This is a genomic window from Cupriavidus sp. F041 (genome assembly GCF_057814235.1).
Map to the genome: position 1 here is coordinate 1,265,769 of NZ_JBVASY010000001.1, position 20,146 is coordinate 1,285,914.

15 protein-coding genes are annotated in these 20,146 nt (G+C 67.8%); 6 read left to right on the forward strand and 9 right to left on the reverse strand.

From position 1 onward, the window contains the following. Window positions 1-7: 7 nt before the first annotated feature. Window positions 8-913 carry a LysR family transcriptional regulator gene (locus ACZY0R_RS05790; RefSeq protein ID WP_488857540.1) on the reverse strand — a complete coding sequence of 302 codons (906 nt, stop codon included), beginning with the start codon at window positions 911-913 and terminating at the stop codon, window positions 8-10. Window positions 914-1,049: 136 nt separating this feature from the next. Here ACZY0R_RS05790 and ACZY0R_RS05795 point away from each other — a divergent pair, with 136 nt between their 5' ends. Then, a complete protein-coding gene (locus ACZY0R_RS05795) occupies window positions 1,050-1,919 on the forward strand; it encodes an oxidoreductase (protein ID WP_488857541.1) in 870 nt (289 codons plus the stop codon). A gap of 269 nt (window positions 1,920-2,188) precedes the next feature. Here the strand turns inward: ACZY0R_RS05795 and ACZY0R_RS05800 are convergent, their stop codons facing one another. Further along, window positions 2,189-2,377 (reverse strand): hypothetical protein, encoded by a 189-nt coding sequence (locus tag ACZY0R_RS05800; RefSeq protein WP_045236890.1) that lies wholly within the window; start codon window positions 2,375-2,377, stop codon window positions 2,189-2,191. A gap of 471 nt (window positions 2,378-2,848) precedes the next feature. Between ACZY0R_RS05800 and ACZY0R_RS05805 the strand changes: the two genes are divergently transcribed. The 5 genes from ACZY0R_RS05805 to ACZY0R_RS05825 all read left to right on the forward strand — a co-directional run bounded on the left by ACZY0R_RS05805 (window position 2,849) and on the right by ACZY0R_RS05825 (window position 12,036). Further along, window positions 2,849-4,903 (forward strand): CHAT domain-containing protein, encoded by a 2,055-nt coding sequence (locus ACZY0R_RS05805; RefSeq protein ID WP_488857542.1) that lies wholly within the window; start codon window positions 2,849-2,851, stop codon window positions 4,901-4,903. Between the two features lies 1 nt (window position 4,904). Continuing rightward, window positions 4,905-8,705, forward strand: coding sequence for a WD40 repeat domain-containing protein (locus ACZY0R_RS05810; RefSeq protein ID WP_488857543.1), 3,801 nt, complete (start codon window positions 4,905-4,907; stop codon window positions 8,703-8,705). 94 nt (window positions 8,706-8,799) lie between these two features. Further along, complete coding sequence (locus ACZY0R_RS05815; RefSeq protein WP_488857544.1) at window positions 8,800-10,122, forward strand: hypothetical protein; 1,323 nt, start codon at window positions 8,800-8,802, stop codon at window positions 10,120-10,122. Window positions 10,123-10,166: 44 nt separating this feature from the next. Beyond that, entirely contained in the window at window positions 10,167-11,603 is a 1,437-nt protein-coding gene (locus ACZY0R_RS05820) for a C25 family cysteine peptidase (protein ID WP_488857545.1), read from the forward strand. A gap of 280 nt (window positions 11,604-11,883) precedes the next feature. Continuing rightward, window positions 11,884-12,036: a hypothetical protein gene (locus tag ACZY0R_RS05825; protein WP_488857546.1), complete on the forward strand. Its 153-nt coding sequence runs from the start codon at window positions 11,884-11,886 to the stop codon at window positions 12,034-12,036. A gap of 14 nt (window positions 12,037-12,050) precedes the next feature. Here ACZY0R_RS05825 and ACZY0R_RS05830 read toward each other — a convergent pair whose 3' ends face one another. From ACZY0R_RS05830 to ACZY0R_RS05860, 7 genes are all read right to left on the reverse strand, one after another. Continuing rightward, a complete protein-coding gene (locus tag ACZY0R_RS05830; RefSeq protein WP_488857547.1) occupies window positions 12,051-12,368 on the reverse strand; it encodes a chaperone modulator CbpM in 318 nt (105 codons plus the stop codon). 4 nt (window positions 12,369-12,372) lie between these two features. After that, window positions 12,373-13,323: a DnaJ C-terminal domain-containing protein gene (locus ACZY0R_RS05835; protein ID WP_488857548.1), complete on the reverse strand. Its 951-nt coding sequence runs from the start codon at window positions 13,321-13,323 to the stop codon at window positions 12,373-12,375. 126 nt (window positions 13,324-13,449) lie between these two features. After that, a complete protein-coding gene (locus ACZY0R_RS05840) occupies window positions 13,450-14,574 on the reverse strand; it encodes a DUF294 nucleotidyltransferase-like domain-containing protein (protein ID WP_488857549.1) in 1,125 nt (374 codons plus the stop codon). Window positions 14,575-14,594: 20 nt separating this feature from the next. Further along, the gene (locus tag ACZY0R_RS05845; RefSeq protein ID WP_488857550.1) at window positions 14,595-16,748 is read right to left on the reverse strand and encodes a 3'-5' exonuclease; all 2,154 of its coding nucleotides are present in this window, start codon (window positions 16,746-16,748) and stop codon (window positions 14,595-14,597) included. Between the two features lie 14 nt (window positions 16,749-16,762). Beyond that, window positions 16,763-17,131, reverse strand: coding sequence for a response regulator transcription factor (locus ACZY0R_RS05850; RefSeq protein WP_035874675.1), 369 nt, complete (start codon window positions 17,129-17,131; stop codon window positions 16,763-16,765). Next, on the reverse strand, window positions 17,128-19,884 hold the full coding sequence (locus ACZY0R_RS05855; protein WP_488857551.1) for an ATP-binding protein: 2,757 nt from the start codon (window positions 19,882-19,884) through the stop codon (window positions 17,128-17,130). The genes ACZY0R_RS05850 and ACZY0R_RS05855 overlap by 4 nt, the downstream gene beginning before the upstream one ends. Window position 19,885: 1 nt before the next feature. Continuing rightward, window positions 19,886-20,146 (reverse strand): hypothetical protein, encoded by a 261-nt coding sequence (locus ACZY0R_RS05860; RefSeq protein WP_488857552.1) that lies wholly within the window; start codon window positions 20,144-20,146, stop codon window positions 19,886-19,888.

Sequence of the window (20,146 nt, forward strand, 5' to 3'; positions counted from 1 at the left end):
AAGCCGCTCAACCTGCCGGCGGCAGCACCATCTTGAGCACATCGATAAATGCGCGCAGCTTCGCCTGCGACTGCGTGCGCACCGGGAAATACAGGTACAAGCCATCGCTGCGCGGCACATACGGCGCCAGCACGGCCTCCAGCTCGCCCGCCGCGAGTTCCCGCCCGGCCTCGAACTCCGCGACGTAGGCCAGCCCAAGCCCCCTGCGGGCAAGATCAACCAGCGTGTTGCGATCGTTCACCGTGACCTTGCTGTCGATATCGACCCATACCTTGCGGCGGCCCACCTGGAAATCCCAGCGATGGATCAGGCCCGATTTGACGAAGCGATACTGGATGCCCTGGTGGCGCATCAGGTCCGCCGGCGCCTTCGGCCGCCCTGCCCTGGCGAAGTAGGCGGGGCTGCCGACCACGCACCAGGTGACGCCCGGCGTGAGCCGCAGCGCGACCATGTCCTTGGCCAGCGTCTCGCCCAGGCGTATCCCGGCATCGAAGCCGCTTTCCACCAGGTCGACGACGCCTTCGTCCAGCGTCAGGTCCAGGTGTACCTCGGGATGCAGCAGGCGAAAGCGCTCGATCATCGGCTCGACCAGCAGCGCGCAGGCCGCACGGGTCATGGTGATGCGCAAGGTGCCAGAGGCATGGGTGCTGAAGCCGCCGAGCGCTTCCAGCGCGCCGCCGATTTCCTCCACCGCGGGACGTAGCCGCGCGTACAGCGAGGCGCCGGCCTCGGTCAGGGCCACCCTGCGGGTCGTGCGCTGGAACAGCGGCACGCCGTGCCGCCGCTCCAGCAGCCGGATCGCCTTGCTGACGGCGGTCGGCGAGACCTGCAGCCGGCTGCCGGCAACCGTAAAGCTCTTGTGTTCCGCCACCGCCAGGAACATGGCGATACCGTCGAAGGCGTCCTTGTCCATTGCTCACTCCATTATGAACCTCTGGTTCATGACGAATGTACCTCGTTCCGCTTTTTGCCGGGCAATCGGATGCGTAGGATTTGCTTCATCGGCACCGGCTCTTCCGGTTGCCGAACCCGACCAAGGAGCAACGAACATGAGCAAGCAACAAACTCAACAAACGCAAACCCAATTCAAGCGCGTCTGGCTGATCACGGGCGCATCGCGCGGCATCGGCGCGGAGATCGTCTCGGCGGCGCTCGCCCACGGCGACGCCGTCGTGGCGACCGCGCGGAATTCGAAGACCGTGGCCGGCAAGTTCGGCGCCTTGCCGGGCCTGCTGGCGGTGGACCTCGATGTCACCGACGAAGCGTCCGCACGGGAAGCGGCGAAGCTGGCGGTGGAACGATTTGGCCGTATCGACGTGCTCGTCAACAACGCGGGCTTTGGCATGGCCGGCGCGGTGGAGGAGGCCAGCGCGGCCGAAGTCCGCAATCTCTTTGAAACCAATGTGATGGGCCTGCTCAACGTGACGCGCGCCGTGCTGCCGCAGATGCGCAGCCAGCGCGCGGGGCACGTGATCAATGTGTCGTCACTGGGCGGTTACCGGGCAGCCGCCGGTTTCGGTGTCTATAGCTCGACCAAGTTTGCCGTCGAAGGCCTGTCGGAAGCGCTGCATGACGAGCTTGCACCGCTTGGCATCCACGTCACCGTGATCGAGCCTGGTTACTTCCGCACCGACTTCCTGGATGCTGCCTCGGTAGTGGAGTCCGCCACGGTGATCGGCGATTACGCCGGGACGGCAGGCAAGGTGCGCATCACGGCCAAGGCCTATAACCACCGGCAGCCCGGCGACCCCAGGAAACTCGCGCAGGGATTGCTTGAGCTGGTAGCGGCACAGCAGCCTCCGCAGCGCCTTCAGTTCGGCACCGACGCGGTGAACCGCGTGCGCGAAAAACATGCGCTGGTGGAGCAAGAACTGCAGGCGTGGGAAGCGCTGTCGCGGTCGCCTGACTTCCCGGCCTGAGTGCGTGCGGCTCGAATGCGGCTGACGTGGCACGGGGCCGCGCCACGTCAGCCGCATCGGGCTCGCGTTCAAGGCCTGCCTGTTGGTACTAGCCGCCGTTGCCTGACGATGCGGCTACGCGGCTGCGGCCACCATGCAAGCTGGCGCGTCTCGCACCGGCAAGCGTCCACACGCTCCAGCGTGCGCTGCCCGGCGGACAGCGCGATCGGGCAGGCCGGGCTGCTGGTGCCCGGTTCGGCCGGGTCTCCCACTGGGGGCGGCGTCATCGCTCAGGCCGGTCCGGGATGCAGGCGGCCATCGTCGCCGAGGATCATGCCTTGCCAGGTGGCCGGCTTGCCCGACAGCTCCCACGCAAGGATCTGCACAGGCGTTCTGCCGATGCCACCGCGCACCTCCGCCATCGCTTTCTCGTCCAGCGCTTCGGACGCCGGCAGGTCTTTAATGTCTATCGTGTTCATCACAGTCTCCTGAGAATCGGCAAAACAGGTCGGGATGTTGAAGTGTTGGATCGGGGGATCCGTGTCGAGCCTATTGCGAGGCTTGAGGTCATAGGAGCATGGAGCGTGCCAATCGCGCGCATGCTCTGTCTGCGCCACGTGTGGGGCGCACTGCTGCGGCACTTCCCGGACAAACCCGCTCAATGCGGCTGAAGCGGCCTATTCCGTGTTCGACGCCGGTCCGTGCGGCGAGAAGCGATGTTGGCTTGCCGGCAACAGAAGTGCGGGGTGTGGCGTTCCGGCCAACAGTTGCGCCATGGCGGATGCAGCTTGCATCACCACAGGCATCCTCCAGATCCGTGCGGCAGCGACGCAAATTGCATTTTTCGCAAATATCATATTCATTAGTTCTTGGGCAGGCGTGTCTGGATCAGGACACCCGTCGCCGGCAACGCATTCCGGCCCCGCGTCACGGACTCCGCGAGACGGCCTATGCCACGCAACTACTCCGAGCTAGAAATCGTCATCGACAACGATGGCGGCGGCAGGTACGAGGTGGAAGCACGTCATCGGGTGCCTGAAGGAGACGCCATTACGCCGCGCGTGCCACTGGCGCTGTCACCGGATGACCCGGCCCTGCGCGATGCGGACCCGCAGGTGTGCGGGCGCGCACTGGCGGCCAGCCTGTTCGCGGCGCCGGCCGTGCGCGATGCCTTTGTCGCCGCGCAGACCGCGGCGGGGGAGCGCCGCCTGGACCTGCGCGTGCGCCTGCGCATCAGCATCGATGCGCACGAACTGCACGCGCTGCCATGGGAGACCTTGTTCGACCCCGCCGGCGAGCATCCCCTCTTTATCGGGCAACACTGCTTTTTCTCGCGTTACCTGTTCGCGCGGGAGATGCGCCTGCCCAAGCTGCGTGCAAAGAGCGATGTGACAGCGCTGGTGGTGGTGGCAAACCCAAGCGGGCTCGGCCCGGAGATGGCGGCGATCGATGCCGCCGGGGAAGCCGCGCGCGCGGCTGCCGCACTCGCCCCGGTCCCGGTGACCACGCTGGCCGAGCCGGGACACGCCACCGTGGAGCGAATCCTCGCCGCCTTGCGCGACGGCGTGGACGTGCTCTATATCGTGTGCCACGGCGCACTTGTGGACGACACGCCCATGTTGTGGCTCGAACGCACTGACGGCACGCGCGACCTGGTGGCCGGCAGCGTGCTGGTGGACCGCATCGGCACGCTGGAGCGCCCGCCCAGCCTGGTGGTGCTGTGTTCCTGCCAGAGCGCCGGCGCGGGCGCGGCGCGCGGCGGCAGCACGCTGATGGCGCTCGGCCCGCTGCTGGCACAGGCCGGCGTGCCGGCAGTCCTCGCCATGCAGGGCAATGTGAGCGTGGCCACCATGGACGCCTTCATGCCGGTGTTCTTTACCGAACTGCGCGACCACGGCGAGGTGGACCGCGCCGCGGGCATCGCGCGCGCGGCGGTCAGCCAGCAGCCCGACTGGTGGATGCCGGCGGTGTTCACGCGGCTCGACAGCGGCCGCATCTTTTATCCGCCGGGCTTCGGACCCGACGAAGGCGATGGCGCCGATGCCTGGCGCGCCGTCATCGAGAACATCCAGCATGGCGAGACCACGCCGATCCTCGGACCGGCCATGAGCGAGACGGTCTTCGGTTCGCGCCTGCAACTGGCGCAGATGTGGGCCGAGGCCTATCACTTCCCGATGGCGGCGCACGAACGCGATGAGCTGCCGCAGGTGGCGCAGTACCTGGCCGTGTCCCAGCAAGGGGTGTTCCCGCGGCGGCTTTTCTTCAAGTTCGCATACCAGCACCTGAGCCAGCAGTACCGCGACATCCTGCCACCCGCACTGTCGGCGCTGCGCAACGAAGACATCATCGCGCAGCTTGGCGAGGTGGTTTGCACCGTGGGCCGCGCGCAGCGCCAGCAGGATCCCGCTAACCCCTACCGCGCGATGGCGCGGCTCAAGCTGCCGGTGTACCTGACGACGGATCCCAGCGACCTGCTTGCCGATGCCCTGCGCGAGGGCGGCGCCGACCCCGGCATCCGGCTGTGCCGCTGGAACCGCCAGGCCGAAGCTTGCGACGACGTGCTGTCCGAAGGCCGCAAGCGCGCGAATCCCACCGCGCAGGCGCCGATGGTGCTCAAGCTGTTCGGCGACCTGCGCGAGCCCGGCTCGCTGGTGCTGACCGAGGACCAGTATTTCGATTACCTCACCAGCGTGTCGATGAACCGCAACGCCATCCCGCTGGCCGTGCGGGCGCGGCTCAACGACAGCGCGCTGCTGTTCGTCGGCTTCGACGTGCAGTCGTGGGAATTCCGCATCCTGTTCCGCAGCCTCCTCAACCTGGAGGGTGCGGACCTGCGCCAGGAATACCAGCACCTTTCCGCGCAGCTCGACCCCAACAGCATCGTCGACCCGGTGAGCGCGCGCCGCTACCTGGAGCGCTACTTCCAGGACAAGGCCCGGCTCAAGCTGTACTGGGGCGACGTCGGCATGTTCACCGCCGAACTGCTGCGGCGCCTGGAGGGGTGAGATGGCGGCCAATCCCGAACTTCCGGACACGGCACACAAGGCGCACAACGCGGCACGCAGCGCCCACGGCCCGTACATCGGCCCCATGCCGCTGGACGAGACGGACCCCATCTTCGGCCGCGATGCCGAGATTGAGGAACTGCGCGACCGCCTGATCGCCGACCGCGTCGTCTTGCTGTATTCGCCCTCAGGCGCGGGCAAGACCTCGCTGATCGAGGCCGGCCTGCGCCCGCGCCTGGCGGATCGCTTCGACGTGCTGCCCACCGCGCGGGTCAGCGTGCCGTATGAAGGCAGCAACCGCTATGTCACCAGCGTGCTGCACTGCTGGGCTGCGCGCGCCGAACTGAAGCCGCGCGCGGACGATACGCTGCTGTCCTGCCTGTCCCGCCTGGAAGACCACAATCCGGGTGGCCGCGCGCGGCGGCTGCTGATCGTGCTCGACCAGTTCGAGGAGATCTTCACGCTCGACAGCACCGACACCGGCGCCAAGCAGGTGTTCTTCACGCAGCTGGGCGAACTGCTGGATCGCAGCGGCAGCCCGGTATGGGCCCTGGTGGCGATGCGCGAGGAATACTTCTCGTGGCTCGATGCCTATCGCGACCTGGTGCCGACGCACCTGATGAACACCATGCGGATCGACCTGCTGTCGCGCGACCAGGCGCTGGAGGCGCTGCGCGGACCGGCGCTGGCGGCGGGCGTGGATTTTCGCGAGGACGCGGCGCGGCAGCTGGTGAAGGATCTGGCCCAGGTGCGCACGCGCGACGCGGCCGGCCAGGTAAGCCTGCGCGAGGGGCGCTTTGTCGAGCCGGTGCAATTGCAGGTGGTCGGCCTGAGCCTGTGGCAAGCCTGCTTCGGCCAGGATGGGCCAGCGTCCGGCGGGGGCGCCATCACGCTCGAGCAGGTTCGGCGCCTGGACACCGGCGCGGCGCTGGCTTCGTATTGCAATACGGTGTTCGACACGGCCGCCGCCACGCGCCCACGGCAGCGCGTGGTACGCGACTGGGTCGAGAGCCGCCTGATCACCGCCACCAACATGCGCGCCCAGGCAACGCTGGATGCCGGCTCGCGCAGCGCACCCACGGCGGCCGAACTCGACCGCTTGCAGCAGTATCACCTGGTGCGCGCGCAAAGCCGGCAGGACGCGCAGTGGCTCGAGCTTGCGCACGACCGGCTGATCGAACCGGTGCGCGCCAGCAACGCGCAATGGCGCACCCAGTACCTGCCGCACTGGAAGCAGCTGGCGCGCGCCTGGGCCCTGTCCGGCGAGAATCCCGGCGTCTTCGGCAAGCTCAGTTCCACCGAGGAACTCGACGACACCTTGCTCGAAGCCGAGGACCGGCACAGCGAAGCGGAAAACCGTTTCCTGGCGGCCTACCAGCGCTTTCGCGCGGAGCAGGAGCGCGCGCGGCGCTGGCATATCCTTGGCTATTCGCTGGCGTTCATCACGTTCGTGGTTCTGATCGGCGTTGCGATACTGGCCTGGCAACTGCGCGCCACCAAGCAAGACATCGCCCGGCAAAACGCCCTTTTCTCGCTGCTCGGCTCGCGGCCCGCGCCGGACGCCGCGCTGCTGGCGGCCGTGGAGGGCACGCGCGACCTGCATGGCCACTCCCCGCCGGCGGGCTTCGATTTCCGGCGCTCACTGGTCAGCACCATGAATCGTGCCCGCCATATCGAGGCCTACCTGGCGCGCGCGGATGAGCAAACCCTGGAGGTGCAGGCCGATACCGGCTATCGGGTCAGCGCCAGGCTCGGCGCGAATCACTGGATCGTGGACGTCACCGGGCTTGGTCCCGGCGCCCGCACGGTGCGGCTGGACGAGGCCGCGCTGCGCAACCAGCATCCCGACGGCGTGCGCGTGCTGGCGCTGACCGGTGCCGGCACGCTGGCCACGGGCGGCCAGGACGGCAGCGTGGCGTTGTGGAACATCGCGCAGCCCGCGCGTGCCACGGTGCTGCAGCCGCCGGGGGCGAGCCGCGCAAGCGGATGGGGACCGGTCTCGGCCCTGTCCGGCGACGGCCAGCGCCTGGTCGCGGGCTACGACGGCGGCCGCGTCGCCGTGTGGGATCTCGCCAAGGGCGGCGACACCTGGCGGCGCCCGGTGGCAAGCGGGCGCGCGCATGCCTTGCGCATCACCGACGTGGCGCTGTTCGATCAAGGCCGGCAGCTCGCCACCGCGTCGCGCGACGGCAAGGCCCGGCTGTGGCGCCTGCCGTCCGACCCCGGGGCGGACCCGGCCGTGTTGAAGACCCCCGCACGGGAACTGTCGGCGCCCGCGGACAATACCGACTGGTTTGCGGGCTACCACAGCATCGCCGTCAGTCCGGACGGCAGCCTGGCCGTGGCCGGCACGCGCGGCGGCCGCATCAGCGTGTGGCGCACCGCCGATGGCGTGCTGTGGCCGCGCGCGCTGCTGGGCCACGACGATGCCGTGGTGCGGCTGGTCTTCACCGACGACAAGCAATTGCTCTCCGGCGGCTGGGATGGCCGCGTGATCCGCTGGCGGCTCGACCCCGAGCGTATGCAGTTCACGCGCAACGAGCTCCTGGACCTGCCGAGCCAGATCACCGGACTGGCGCTGGCCGGCCGCGACCAGCGCCTGTTTGCCTCCACCGAACAGGGCGAGCTGCTGCAGATGCGCTTCGACGCGCCGCGCCATCCGATGGCCCGGATCCTCTCGCGCGGGCAGGACGGAGCGCCGCCGCTACTGCTGGCGCTGACGGGCGTCACCCCGCCGGTGGCCGCCGCGACCGAAAGCGGCAGGCTGGTCATATTGCAGGCGGAGGCCGGCAATCCAGCCAGCCGGCGGCCGGTTGCCATGCCGGCCGCGCCGGTGCGCGCGCTGGACTGGGCACGTGGCGCGCGGCGCCTTGTGGTGGCGGACGACAACGGACAGGTCTGGATGCTTGCGGCCGATGGCACCGGCAATGCGATCCTGCCTGGCGTGATGGCGGGCACCAGCGCGCGCCTGACGCTCAGCGACGATGCGCGCCTGCTGGCAATCCGTTCGGGCGAACCCGCCGAAGCCCGGCGCCTGGAACTATGGCGTCTGCCGCCCGACGCCGGCGCAGCCGCGCCTGCCGCGGCCGCTGCATCCGCCACTGAAGCCACCACCGAAGCCGGCGCCTGCCGGATCCCGCTGCCCGAGCCGCTGGCGCGCGCGGCCTATGCCACCTTCCGGCCCGGCGCCAGCGAACTTGCCGTGGCCGAGGACGACAGCATCGGCCTGTGGCGGATCGAGCTCGCCGGGACCGATTGCGCCGACGCCAGGGCGGTCATGGTCCAGCGTTTCGAAGACCTGCCGCGCGGCCAGATCACCAGCCTTGCCTTCGGCGCGCGCGGCGACACGCTGGTGGCCGGCAACTATCTGGGCAAGGTGTACCGCCTGGCATTGCCGAAGTCCCCGGCATCGCCGGGCCAGCCGGTGCGGGCCCGGGCCACCATCCTCAAGCAGGACGCCGCGGGCGTCATCACCGCGCTGGCCGCGCCAGACGCGCCGTTTGTCGTCGCCGGGGACGACCATGGCAATCTCTTCCTGCTCGACCGCGAGACCGACCGGCCACTGCCGATCCCGCAGACGCTCTATCGCGACCCGCGGCAACCCGTGGCCTCCCTCTCCGTCAGCGACGACGGACGCTGGCTGTATGCGGCCGGCACCGGGCTTGCGGCGATCTGGGATCTCGATATGGAGCAATGGCGCAAGCAGGCCTGCGCCATTGCCGGCGGTGGCTTTACGGCCCGGCAGAAAGCCGATTTCTTCAAGGGCGATACGCCATCGCCGACCGCATGTGAAGCACGTTGAATGCGGTGAATGTGGTGAATGCGTTGATCAACAGGTTTATCGACGCCTTTATCGACGCCTTTATCGACTGAGTTGACCGGAAGAGGAGCACGCCATGCCCATCCAGACCATTGCGGGTACCAGTGCCAGCTATGCGCTGCTGGCACTGGACGCCGCCGGCAACGAACGCAACGGCGACCCGGACGGCGTCGCCGGACGTTTGTCCGAGCGTCTGCTGCCGCAATGGCGGGACAGCGCGCCCACCGACGTCTTTCTCTGGAGCCACGGCTGGCAGGGCGACCTGCCAGCGGCGCGCAACCAGTACGACCGCTGGATCGGCGCCTTCGCGCGCAGCGTCGGCGACGAGCAGGAGATGCGCGCGCGGCACCCGGATTTCGCCGTTGCCCATATCGGCGTGCACTGGCCCAGCCTGCCGTGGGGCGACGAGGAACTGGGCGGCGATGCCAGCTTTGCCCCGTTCGCAGGGGCGGGCGCGCAAGCCATGATCGATGCTTATGCGCAGCGCCTGGGCGACACGCCGCCAGTGCGTGCCGCGCTGGCCGCCATCTTCGAGGCCGCGCGCACCCAGGCGGATGCCGCCAGCCTGCCGGAAGCCGCGCGCCTGGCCTACCTGCAACTCGACCAGGCGCTCGCGCTTGGCAACGAGGGGGTGGGAGGCGATGCCGGCGCCGACCGCCTGCCGTTCGATCCCGATGCCTCCTTTGCCGAAGCCACCCAGCTGGGCACCGCGTTCGGCGGCTCCGTGCTGGGCGGCTTGCTGGCACCGCTGCGGCAGCTGTCCTTCTGGAATATGAAGAAGCGCGCCCAGACCGTCGGCGAAAACGGCGTGCATCCCCTGGTCAACCGCATCAGCGATGCCTTGCCGGCGGCGCGCATCCACCTGATGGGCCACAGCTTCGGCGCCGTCGTCATGTCCGCCGCGCTGGGCGGGCCGGGCGGCACGGCGGCGCTGCGGCGCCCGGTGGCGTCGTGCGTGCTGGTACAGGGCGCGATGTCGCTGTGGGCCTACGCGCCGGATATCCCCGTGCGGCCCGGCACGGCGGGCTACTGCCACCAGGTGCTGCCGGACGGCAAGGTCAGCGGGCCGCTGGTGGTGACCCGCTCGCGGCACGACACGGCAGTCGGCTCGCTGTATCCCTGGGCCGCCGGCGTGGCTGGCCAGGTCGCGTTCGAACCCGCGCAGGCCTATCCCGCCTTCGGCGCCATCGGCGCGTTCGGCATCCAGGGCATCGACGGCGCCACGGACGCGCCCCTGCAGCCCTACGACGGCCGCTACACCATGACTGGCGGCAAGGTGCTGAACATCGAGGCCAGCGAGTACATCTGCCACAAGTGCGGCGTCTCGGGCGCGCACAACGACATCGACGGCCCCGAAGTCGCCCACCTGATCTGGCAGGCCGCGCTGGCGGGGGCCTGAATCCGAACCTGAGCGAAATTGCGAGCGCGACCAGGAACACCACCATGACCATGTCCGACGAATCCATGCCCATCCCGCTCGGCATCCAGGCCGACACCGGACGCCCGCTCGCGGAGATCGACGCGCAGGCTGTCGCCGCGTTCACCGCGCACGAGCACGTGGGACGCCGCGCGCCAGAACGCGCCGCGGAAAAAGCCAGGCAGGCCGAGACCTACGCCGTGCTGGGCGATGTCGACGGCGACAAGCTGGACGAAGCCGGCTGGGGCTTGCTGTTTCCCTCCGACGTCGATCCCGCGCCTTACCTGGACGCCCTTGCCCCGCTGATCGCCTGGCGGCACCGGGAAGCCGGACAGGTCACGATATTCCAGGGCGCGGACGGTTGCCTGCCCGGCGAGAGCGCCGCCACCTGGCTGGCGCGGCACAAGGTTTCGCTCAACGTGGTCGATCCGGCCCTGGGCGTGCCCTACTATCTTGTGCTGGTCGGGCCGCCCGACAAGATATCGTTTGCCTTCCAATACACACTCGACCTGTACTGGGCGGTGGGACGGCTGGATTTTCCGCAACTGGCTGATTTTCGCAGCTACGCGGACAGCGTGACGGCCTATGAAACCATGGCCAGCGTGACGGCCCGCCGCCGGATCGCGCTGTTCGCCACCTGCCACGATTTCGATCGCGCCACGCAGTTGCTCACGCGGCAACTGGCCACCCCGCTCAGCCTTGGCACCGCGCAAGCCAAAGCCCTTGGCGAGCGCCAGGGCTTTGCCATGCAGGCCTTGCTGGGCGAAGCCGCCACCAAATCCGCCCTGGCCGAAGTCTTGCGCGGCAAAGGCCCGGACGGCCCGCCCGCCCTGCTCTTCACCGGCTCCCACGGCATGGGCTTTCGCGCGGACGATGCGCGCCTTGCCGGAGCCCAGGGCGCCATCGTCTGCCAGGACTGGCCTGGCTACGGGGCGATCGGCCCCGAGCACTGGTTCGCCGCGCAGGATATGCCCGACGACGCGCAGTGCCACGGCCTCATCCAGTTCTGCTTTGCGTGCTATGGCGCCGGCTGCCCCGAGTTCGACAATTTCGGCCGCGACGCCAGCGCCCCCGCGCGGCTCGCGCCGGCCCCCTTCACCGCCCGCCTGCCGCAGCGGCTGCTTGCCCATCCCCACGGCGGCGCGCTGGCGGTGCTCGGGCATGTCGACCGGGCCTGGGCTTACGGCTTCCAGTCAGAGCGCGCGGACCCGCAGACCCAGGGATTCCGCGACGTGATCGGCAGCCTGCTGCGGGGCGAGCGAGTCGGGCAGGCCACGGATCGCTTCAACATCCGCTGGGCCGCGCTCAGCACGGAACTGGCGGAGTTGCTGCACGACCGCGGCGCGGGCGCCGCCGTTTCCGATGCCGAGATCGCGCTACGCTGGGTGGCGCGGGATGATGCGCGCAATTACGTGGTGCTGGGCGACCCGGCGGTACGGCTGAGAGTGCGCGACATCGCCTGACCTTCGCCTATCGGGGCGTCGCCCATTGGCCCGACCGGTCATCCGGGGGCGTCATGCACTGTCGCGCCCAGACATACACAAGCCGCCAGGACTGTGTGGCACAGCCCAACGACTCCTCCTCCGCGTGTATCCCCTGAAGCACAATCCGGCGCCAGTGTCGCCTGCCGGACGCGGGCATGAGAAATGCGTACAGACGTGTGAGCACCGGCCCCGGTGCTTGAGGCCTCGTCAGGAGAACGCACATGCCATCGACGTCTAACGATTGCCGGAGGGCTTAGCCATGCAAAAGCTATCCATCCTGACGCTCTGCCTGCTTGCCACCCTCGCATGCATGACCGTGTTTATCTGCCTGTCCGGTGCATTCACCTCGCGCGATACCGAATATGGCAGCGGCACGGCCGTGTTCTGCTACATCGACGAGCAGCTTCGCTAAGACGCGGATGCCACTCAGGCCAGGTTGGCGCGGCGTAGCTTCGCCTTGAGCGCCTCGATCTCGTCCAGCAGGTCAAGCACGAGGGCAACGCCCGCTGGCCGCAGCTCCAGGTCGCGTGTCAAACGCAGCGCCGCACGGGCGCGCGACAGGGCGGTGCCGTCAAAAAGCCACCCTTGCACGTCCTCGCCACGCGGCGTCAGCACGCCTTCCTCGACAAGGGCCACCACCTGCTCCATGTCGGCATGACAGGCGAAGCTCAACTCGACCAGCGTGAACTGAACCTCTTCCTCGACAAGCACGCCCTGCAGCGTCGAACCACTTTGATCGCTCATCGCATCAAGCCTCCGTTGAACGGCGCGGGGAAAAGCCGCCAAAGGTCTTGGCCATCTCCCGGTACGCCTGCCTGGCCTGCTCCGTGTCGGCGGGCGGCAAGACAATGGAGAGCACCGCGTACAGGTCGCCGGGCGGCGTGCTGGGCAGGCCCTTGCCCCTGAGCCGCAGCTTGCGGCCCGCCGACGAGCCGGGCGGCACGCTGAGTTGAAGCACGCGGCCGTCCGGCGTGGGTATGTCGACGCTGGCGCCCAGGGCAGCGTCCCAGGGGGCGACCGGCAGGTCCAGGTAGACGTCGCGATCGTCGACGCGGAAGCGCGGGTGGGGCGCGATCTCGATCTCGAGATACAGGTCGCCGGCAGGCGCGTCTCCAATCCCCGGTCCGCCTTGCCCGGCAAGCCGGAGATGCTGTCCGCCGCGAATGCCCTTGGGAATATTCACGTCCAGTTGCCGCTCCTGCAAGCGGACATGGCCGTTGGCATCCACCTGCGGCGTTCGCAGCGAAATGGTGCGGTTCCCGCCCCGATAGGCGTCCTCCAGATCGATCCGCACCTTGGCGTGATGATCCGCCCCGGCCATGCGGCCGGCATGACGCGCGCCGCGGCCCTGCGCCCGCCTTGCCCCGAACAGCGACTCGAAGAAATCGCTGTAATCCATCTCCGGGTCGCGACCGGCATCGCCGCCACTGAACTCGAAGCCGCTATCCCATCCCGGCGGCGGGGTGAACTCGCGGCCATGCTTGTACCGCGCACCCACGTCGTCGTAGGCCGCGCGCTTTTCCGCGTCCTTCAGCGCCTCATACGCTTCGGCCACGTCCTTGAACCGGGCTTCCGCATCCGGCTCCTTGCTGACGTCAGGGTGATACTTGCGCGCGAGCTTGCGGTAGGCACGCTTGATGTCATCCTGCGTGGCCGTGCGCTCCACGCCCAGCATCGCGTAGTAGTCCTTGAACTCCATCAGTGCCCCTCCGGCGGCTCGCGTGCGGGACGCGCACGGCGCTTGCGAACAACTTGTCCCTGAGTATAGGCAAAAGGCACGGCGTGCGCCTCTCAGGACGCACGCGGCTGGCCAGCGCCGGCGGGATCAGATGCCCTGGCGAAAGCCGAGGTAATCCAGCGCGAGGTGTCTTTGCAGTGCGCGGGCCTGGCGCAAGGCGTCGAGCAATGCGCGCCGCTCGTCCGCGTCCAGTTCATTCGGGTCCACATGATTGTGCATGGCCTTGCCGCGTTCGAAACAGCGCTGCTGTGTCTTCATGCGCAACATCTGGATGCGGTTGAACGCGCCGATCCATGCTTGCACATGATGTGGTTCCAGCCGCCGCGTCTCGCCGGCGCGCCGGAGGCGATCGGCCGTATTGCTGGCGCGGGCGCGGCAAGCCAGGCCGTAAATGCGGGCCGCGTCGACGAACAGCGTGGCGGCGTCCAGTTTCAGATCGATCGTGCCGGCGAAAGCCCCGCTCTTCGCCACCGCGAAGTCGCGCAGCAGGCCGAGCGGCGGTTTGCGTCGCAGCGCATTCTCGGTCATCTGGTACAGAAAGCGCGGGCTGTCCGGCGCCATGTCCGCGAGCCAGTCGGTCAGCGCCTGCGCCAGATCGTGGGCGCCATGAAGCGGCCGCAGGTCGAAGAAGATGGTGGCATTGAGCAGCGCCCGCGGATCGCCTTCGATGATCCAGCTCGCGAAGCGCTCCCGCCATTCGTGCAGGTCGAGGCACCACTGCGGATTGCTTGCCATGATTTGCCCGGTGCACAGCGGGAACCCGCAGGCATCGAGCGCTTCGTTGATGCGTAGCGCCAGCGGCAGCATCCGTTCGCGCAGTGCCTGGGCGCTGCCTCTGCCGCTGCCAGCCAGGATGATCCCGTTGTCCTGATCGCTCGACAGCGTCTGTTCCTCGCGGCCTTCGCTGCCGAGCGCGATCCAGCACCAGCGTACGTCCTGCAACTGCTGCCCCACGCAGGCCAGGTCGATCACGCGCCGCGTCAAGGCATCGTTCAGCGCCGAGATCAACCGCATGAGCGCCTGCGCTTCCGCCTCGCCCGCCACGCGATGCCAGAGCGCCCGGATCTCCGCGGCGGCCCGTTGCAGCCCGCTTCCGTCCTGCGCGGCGGCGATACGGCGGCGGGCGTCCTCCATGTCTCGCATGAATGCGCTCGCCTGGACATTGGCCGGATCGAAAGCGGCATCGGGACGGATCGTGGGCGGCTCGTTCATGGGCTGTGCGTTCCTCGTCCTCAGTACCGGACCCGCGCGTACAGGGTCTGTTGCGCGGCATCGCGGGCATCCTTCAGCGTGACAATGCTTTTTTCCGCGAGCAACGGGACCATCCTGAGAAAGATCTCTCCGGTGACGATCGCGTCGCCCAGGGCGGTGTGGCGGCCAATGACCGCCACACCGAGGCGGCTGGCGATCGCTTCCAGTGAGTGCTCGGCCTGATGGGGGTGGATCACCTGCGATAGCAGCAGCGTATCGAGGACGGGTTGCGTGAAGGCGGTGCCGGTTCTTTCCTCCAGCATTTGCAGGAACTTCATGTCGAACGCGGCATTGTGCGCGACGAGCACGGTATCCGCGGCGAAACGGTGAAACTGCGGCAACACGGTTTCGATCGGCGGCTGGCCGTTGAGCATCGCGTGCGTGATGCCGTGAACCGCGATCGACGAGGCGCTCAGTGCGCCCCGCGGCTGGATCAGCTGCTCGAAACTCTCCCGCTGCAACAACCGGCCGTTGACGATGCGCAGGGCGCCGATGGAGATGATTTCATCGCCGGCGGCAGGCGCCAGCCCCGTGGTCTCGGTATCGAACACCGTGTAGCTGAGTTGCGAGAGCCGGCACTGGTCGATCCCGGCGTTTTGTCCCGGCTGGTGGAACAGGTCGAAATCGTAGAACTCCGGGCGGCCTTGCTGTGCCGGCAGTCTGTCCAGCGCCGACCGGGGCTCGGAAACCGGCAGCATCAGACGATAGCGCGCCGTGTCGGGCGATGCACCGGACGAGCACACGGTCTCGCCGCCCTGACGCGCCATCAGCGCGCTCAGTGACAGCGCCGAGCCGGCTTGCAATGGCGCGTTTTCCCAAGCCCGCAGCATATCGGCGGTGGGGGGCGCGCCGTGCCAGGTGAGGTCGAGATAGGCCAGCCGCCCGGCACGGCACAGGCCGAAGCGCAACTCGGTAACGCCGGCTTCGGTGGCGAGCCGCTGCGCCAGATAAGCCAGCGCCTGGGTCAAGGCATAGCTGTCCACCCTGAGCCACAGCGTGGCATCGACCGCATCGCTGGCGGCTACGCTGAGCGACGGGCTGCCGATCCGCCGCAGCAGCAGTGCAAGCAGGTCGGCGCCCCGCATCTCTTCGAGCTCCTGATGGCTGTCCATCCCGGCGCCGCGCTGATCCACGGCGCGGCCGATCTGGCCCACCAGGCGTTGCGATTCGTCGTCGATGATGCCGGTAAGCTGGGCTCGCTTCCCGGCGTTCATATCAGGGAACGCCTGGATGGTTTCCACCGCCGCAAGCAGATTCGCCAGCGTGGCGCGCGCATCTTGCGTGAGCGACTGCAGCAACGCGTCGCGGCGGTTGTCGGCCTCGACGTTGCGGGTGATGTCTTCCAGCGTCAGCACGAAGCCGTTGAGGGTGTGCACGTTGTCGAACACGGGTGCCATGTGCGCGCGCACGATCTGGCCCTGTGAGAGCGTGGCGACGAATCCCGATACCGGCCGAGCCGCGCCGGTCCCGCCCTCCCGGAGCTGGTGCTGGAGCTGTTCCAGCGCGTGCAGGATGAGCCCCCGCTCGATCACGCCGAACACGGAGCGGCCCAGGCCGATTGCCGCAGTGCCAGCCACTGACGCGCCGGCCCCGCCAGCTTCCAGCAACTGCCTGGCGCTGTCGTTGTACAGCAGTATTCGCCCTTCGATATTGCAGACCAGCACGCTCAGCGCGAGCTCCGCCATGAGCGCGGCGAGCCGGTTCTTCTCCTCGGCCAGCGCGCGGTTCGCCAGCGCGATCCTGGCCTGCACGTCGTCGTGCACGGCCTGATGGGAAGCCGCCAGCAGGTTAAGCTTGTCGGCGAGGACGCGCACGTCGCGCGCGCCTTGCGGCGCGATGCGATGACCAGGGTTGGCCGCAAGCAGCACGGCATCTTCGGCCAGGCGCGCGACCGGCGTCAGGTAAGCGTCGAACAGCGCTTTCAGGCCGATGCCCAGGCCGAGCAGCAGCAGCAACGCGAGGGCAATCCATAGCGCGCCGCGCTGCAGCAGCAACGCGCGCATCCATGTGCGCTGCGCGTCCGGCAGGTCGATCGCGAGCGGTAAGAGGATCGCGCCGGCGAGAAGCAACTGCGCCAGGAAGAGCAGCGCCAATGTCACGCCGAAGCGGTGTCCGGCGATCCAAGTCCGAAACATTCGAGGTCTCTCTGTCAGCTCGCGAGCAATGCGCCCACCTTTTCAACCAGCTCCCTGGTGGAAAACGGCTTGGTGATGTACGCATCGGCGCCCAGCGCGAGGCCCTTGCTCACCTCAAGCTCCCGCCCCTTCGCCGATAGCATGACCACCCTGACCCGATCCCAGGCCTTGTTCTCGCGGATCTTCTGGCAGACCTCGAAGCCGCTGCGCAGCGGCAGCATGATGTCGAGCAGGACAAGATCGGGCTGGAACGCGGTCATCTGCGCCAGGGCTTCCTCCCCGTCGCGAGCGATGCCCACTTCGTAGCCGCTCTGCTGCATCAGGAATTCCAGGGAGATCACGATGTTCGGTTCGTCGTCGGCGATGAGGACTTTGTGGGTCATGACGTTGTCTCCGGTGCATTCGGCAGCGGCAGCGTGAATACGAATACCGCACCGTTGTCCTGCGTCGCCTCCAGCCACAGCGCACCGCCGAAATGGCGAACGATTTCCCGGCTGATCGGCAATCCGAGCCCGGTGCCCTGTGGCTTGCCCGCCAGCCTGTCGCCGCCCTGGCGGAACTTGTCGAAGATCAGCTCCCGATCCTGCGGGCGCACGCCGCAACCGTTGTCGCGCACCGCGACACGCAAATTGCCGCCTGCGGCCTCCAGGCTCACCGCGACCCGGCCGTCCGCCCGGTCGCAGAACTTTGCCGCGTTCGACAGCAGGTTGAGCATCACTTGCATCAGCCGGTCGGGGTCGGCCAGTATCACAGGGACCTGCGGCGGCAGGTGCAACTCAAGCTGAATGCGCTGGTCCGCGAACAGTTGCCGGGTGGCGCTTACCGCATCCTCTATCACTTGTTTCAAGTCTAGTGGCACGGTGCGCCATCCGGTGCCGCCGGATTCGATCTTGGCAAGATCGAGCACGTTGTTGATGAGACGTGTGAGGCGCTCGCTTTCCCTGATCACAATGTCAAGGTATTCGCTGCGCCTGGCAGCGGCAAGATCGGGATGGTCGCGAAGAATCTCGGAGAATGCGCGGATTGACGTGAGTGGCGTGCGCAACTCGTGGGTCACGGTCGAAATGAAGTCGTCCTTCATGCGGTCGAGTTCGGTGAGCCGCAGGTTGGCCGCCTTGAGTCCGGCCGAGACCGTTTCCAGTTCGCGCGATTTCTGTTCCAGTTGCCGGCTGTAGGCGACCGCTTGCGAGGTCTCATCCAGTATCGCCATGACTTCGTCCAGGCCGAGCGGCTCTTCATTCACCGCCGAGGCGATCATGGCGCGCGCCGATGCGGCACCGATCGCACCGGCCAGCTGGATTTCCGCGAAATGCACCAGCGCGGCGTCGGCCGCCAGCGGGCTGGCGCCGGCGCGCTCGCGGTGGAATCGCGCGTACGCTTCGTCGGCCCTGGCGCCGCCAAGGAAACGCCGCAACAACGCGAGTACCGCTTCGGCCGAAGCGCTGCCGCGCCACACATGGGAACCGAGCGCGCTGCCGCTGTGGGCGTAGGCATCCACGAACAGGATGGCCTGCACCCGTTCCGCCGCGCTTTGCGGACTCGTGAGCGACACGCCGGCATAGCTGCCGGCATTCGCCAGCATGCTCCAGAACAGCGCATGCGAGACCGGGTCCAGCCCGGCCAGGCCAAACAGTTGCTGCGGCTTCAGCCACCCGATGCCGAACGGCCCGTATTCGACAAAGCTGGCCGGCAGCCAGCCGGACTGCGCGAACGATGGCAGCAGGAGCGTGTACAGCCAGATCAGGAACCCCACGCCCAGGCCGGCCAGCGCGCCGCGCCGCGTGCCGTTTTTCCAATAGATGGCGCCCAGCATCGCGGGCCCGAACTGCGCCACGGCCGCGAATGAGATCAGGCCGATCGAAACCAGCGCGTACGCTTCGCCGGCGAGCCGGAAGTAGGCATATCCGAGCATCATCAACAGCACGATGGCCGCGCGCCTGATCGCGAGCAGCATCGCGCTGATATCGGCGCGATGGCCGAACCGCAAGGGCTTCAGGCGCAGCAGCAAGGGCATCACCAGGTCATTGCAGACCATGGTGCTGAGCGCAATGGTTTCGACGATAACCATGCCGGTCGCGGCCGACAGCCCGCCGATAAACACAAGGAGCGTCAGCGCCGGAGAGCTTTCCTGCAGCGGCAACGCCAGCACGAACATATCCGGGTCGACCTGGCCGCCCGGAAAGCGCAGCACCCCTGCGAAAGCGATCGGCAGTACAAAGAGATTGATCGCCAGGAGGTACAAGGGCAGCAGCCAGATGGCTTTCCTGAGGTGGTTCTCGTCGACGTTCTCGACCACGGCGATCTGGAACTGGCGCGGCAGGAGCAGGATCGACAGCATCGACAGGAATACCAGCGCGGCCCACCTGCCGAACGTCACGGTACCGCCACCCGCCGCGCCGCCATCCAGCGTCAGGAGCGCCTTCAGCGCGGGAACCGCGCCGGCACGCCCGAACAGATCCCCGAAGCCATCGTACAGGCCAAAGGTAACGAAGATCCCCACCGAGAGGAATGCCGCCAGCTTTACCAGCGATTCAAAGGCAATCGCGGCGACCATGCCCTCATGGCGCTCCGCCGCATCGATATGGCGGGTGCCGAACAGGATGGTGAACATGGCCAGCATCAGCGCGAGGTACAGCGTGGTGTCCGACCACACCGGCCCTGCCGCGCCGCGCGGGATGCCGAGGTTGGCGGAATGCACCAGTACCGCCACGCTCGCCGAGACGGCCTTCAGTTGCAGCGCGATATATGGCACGATGCCCACTACCGACACCAGGGTGACAAGGCCGCCAAGCAGCGCGCTCTTGCCGTAGCGCGAAGCCAGGAAATCGGCAATCGACGTGATGCGGTTGTTCTTGCTGATACGGATGATCTTGCGCAGCACGGTCCACCAGAGCGCCGCCATCAGCGTGGGGCCGAGGTAGATGGGCAAAAAGCCGATGCCGCTGACGGCGGCGCGGCCGACGCTGCCGTAGTATGTCCACGAGGTGGCGTACACGGCCAGCGACAACGCATACAGGTACGGGTTGTTGATGACGCTGGCGCCCGCGTCCGAGCGCTTGTCGCCGTAATACGCAATGGCGAACAGCACGCCGAGGTACGCGAACGACGCCAGCGCAACGACCCAGCCCTGCAGCATGTCAGTCTCTCGGCGCGGGTGCGGGCGGGGCGGGCTGTGGGTTTCCCTGTGGGTTTCCTTTTCGCGGTGCTTCCTGTTCCGCGGTGAATGCCAGCAGAACGATAAGCACCGCCCATGCGGCAAACAGATAGGCGTACAACCGCGGGATGCCGAACCAGGTGAGCGTGTTGTTGAACAGGGCCAGCAGCGGATAGTTGAACAGCAGCCAGCCCAGGGCAAACAGCGCGATCAGGCGGTGTCCGGCGAGGTTACGGCGCAACAT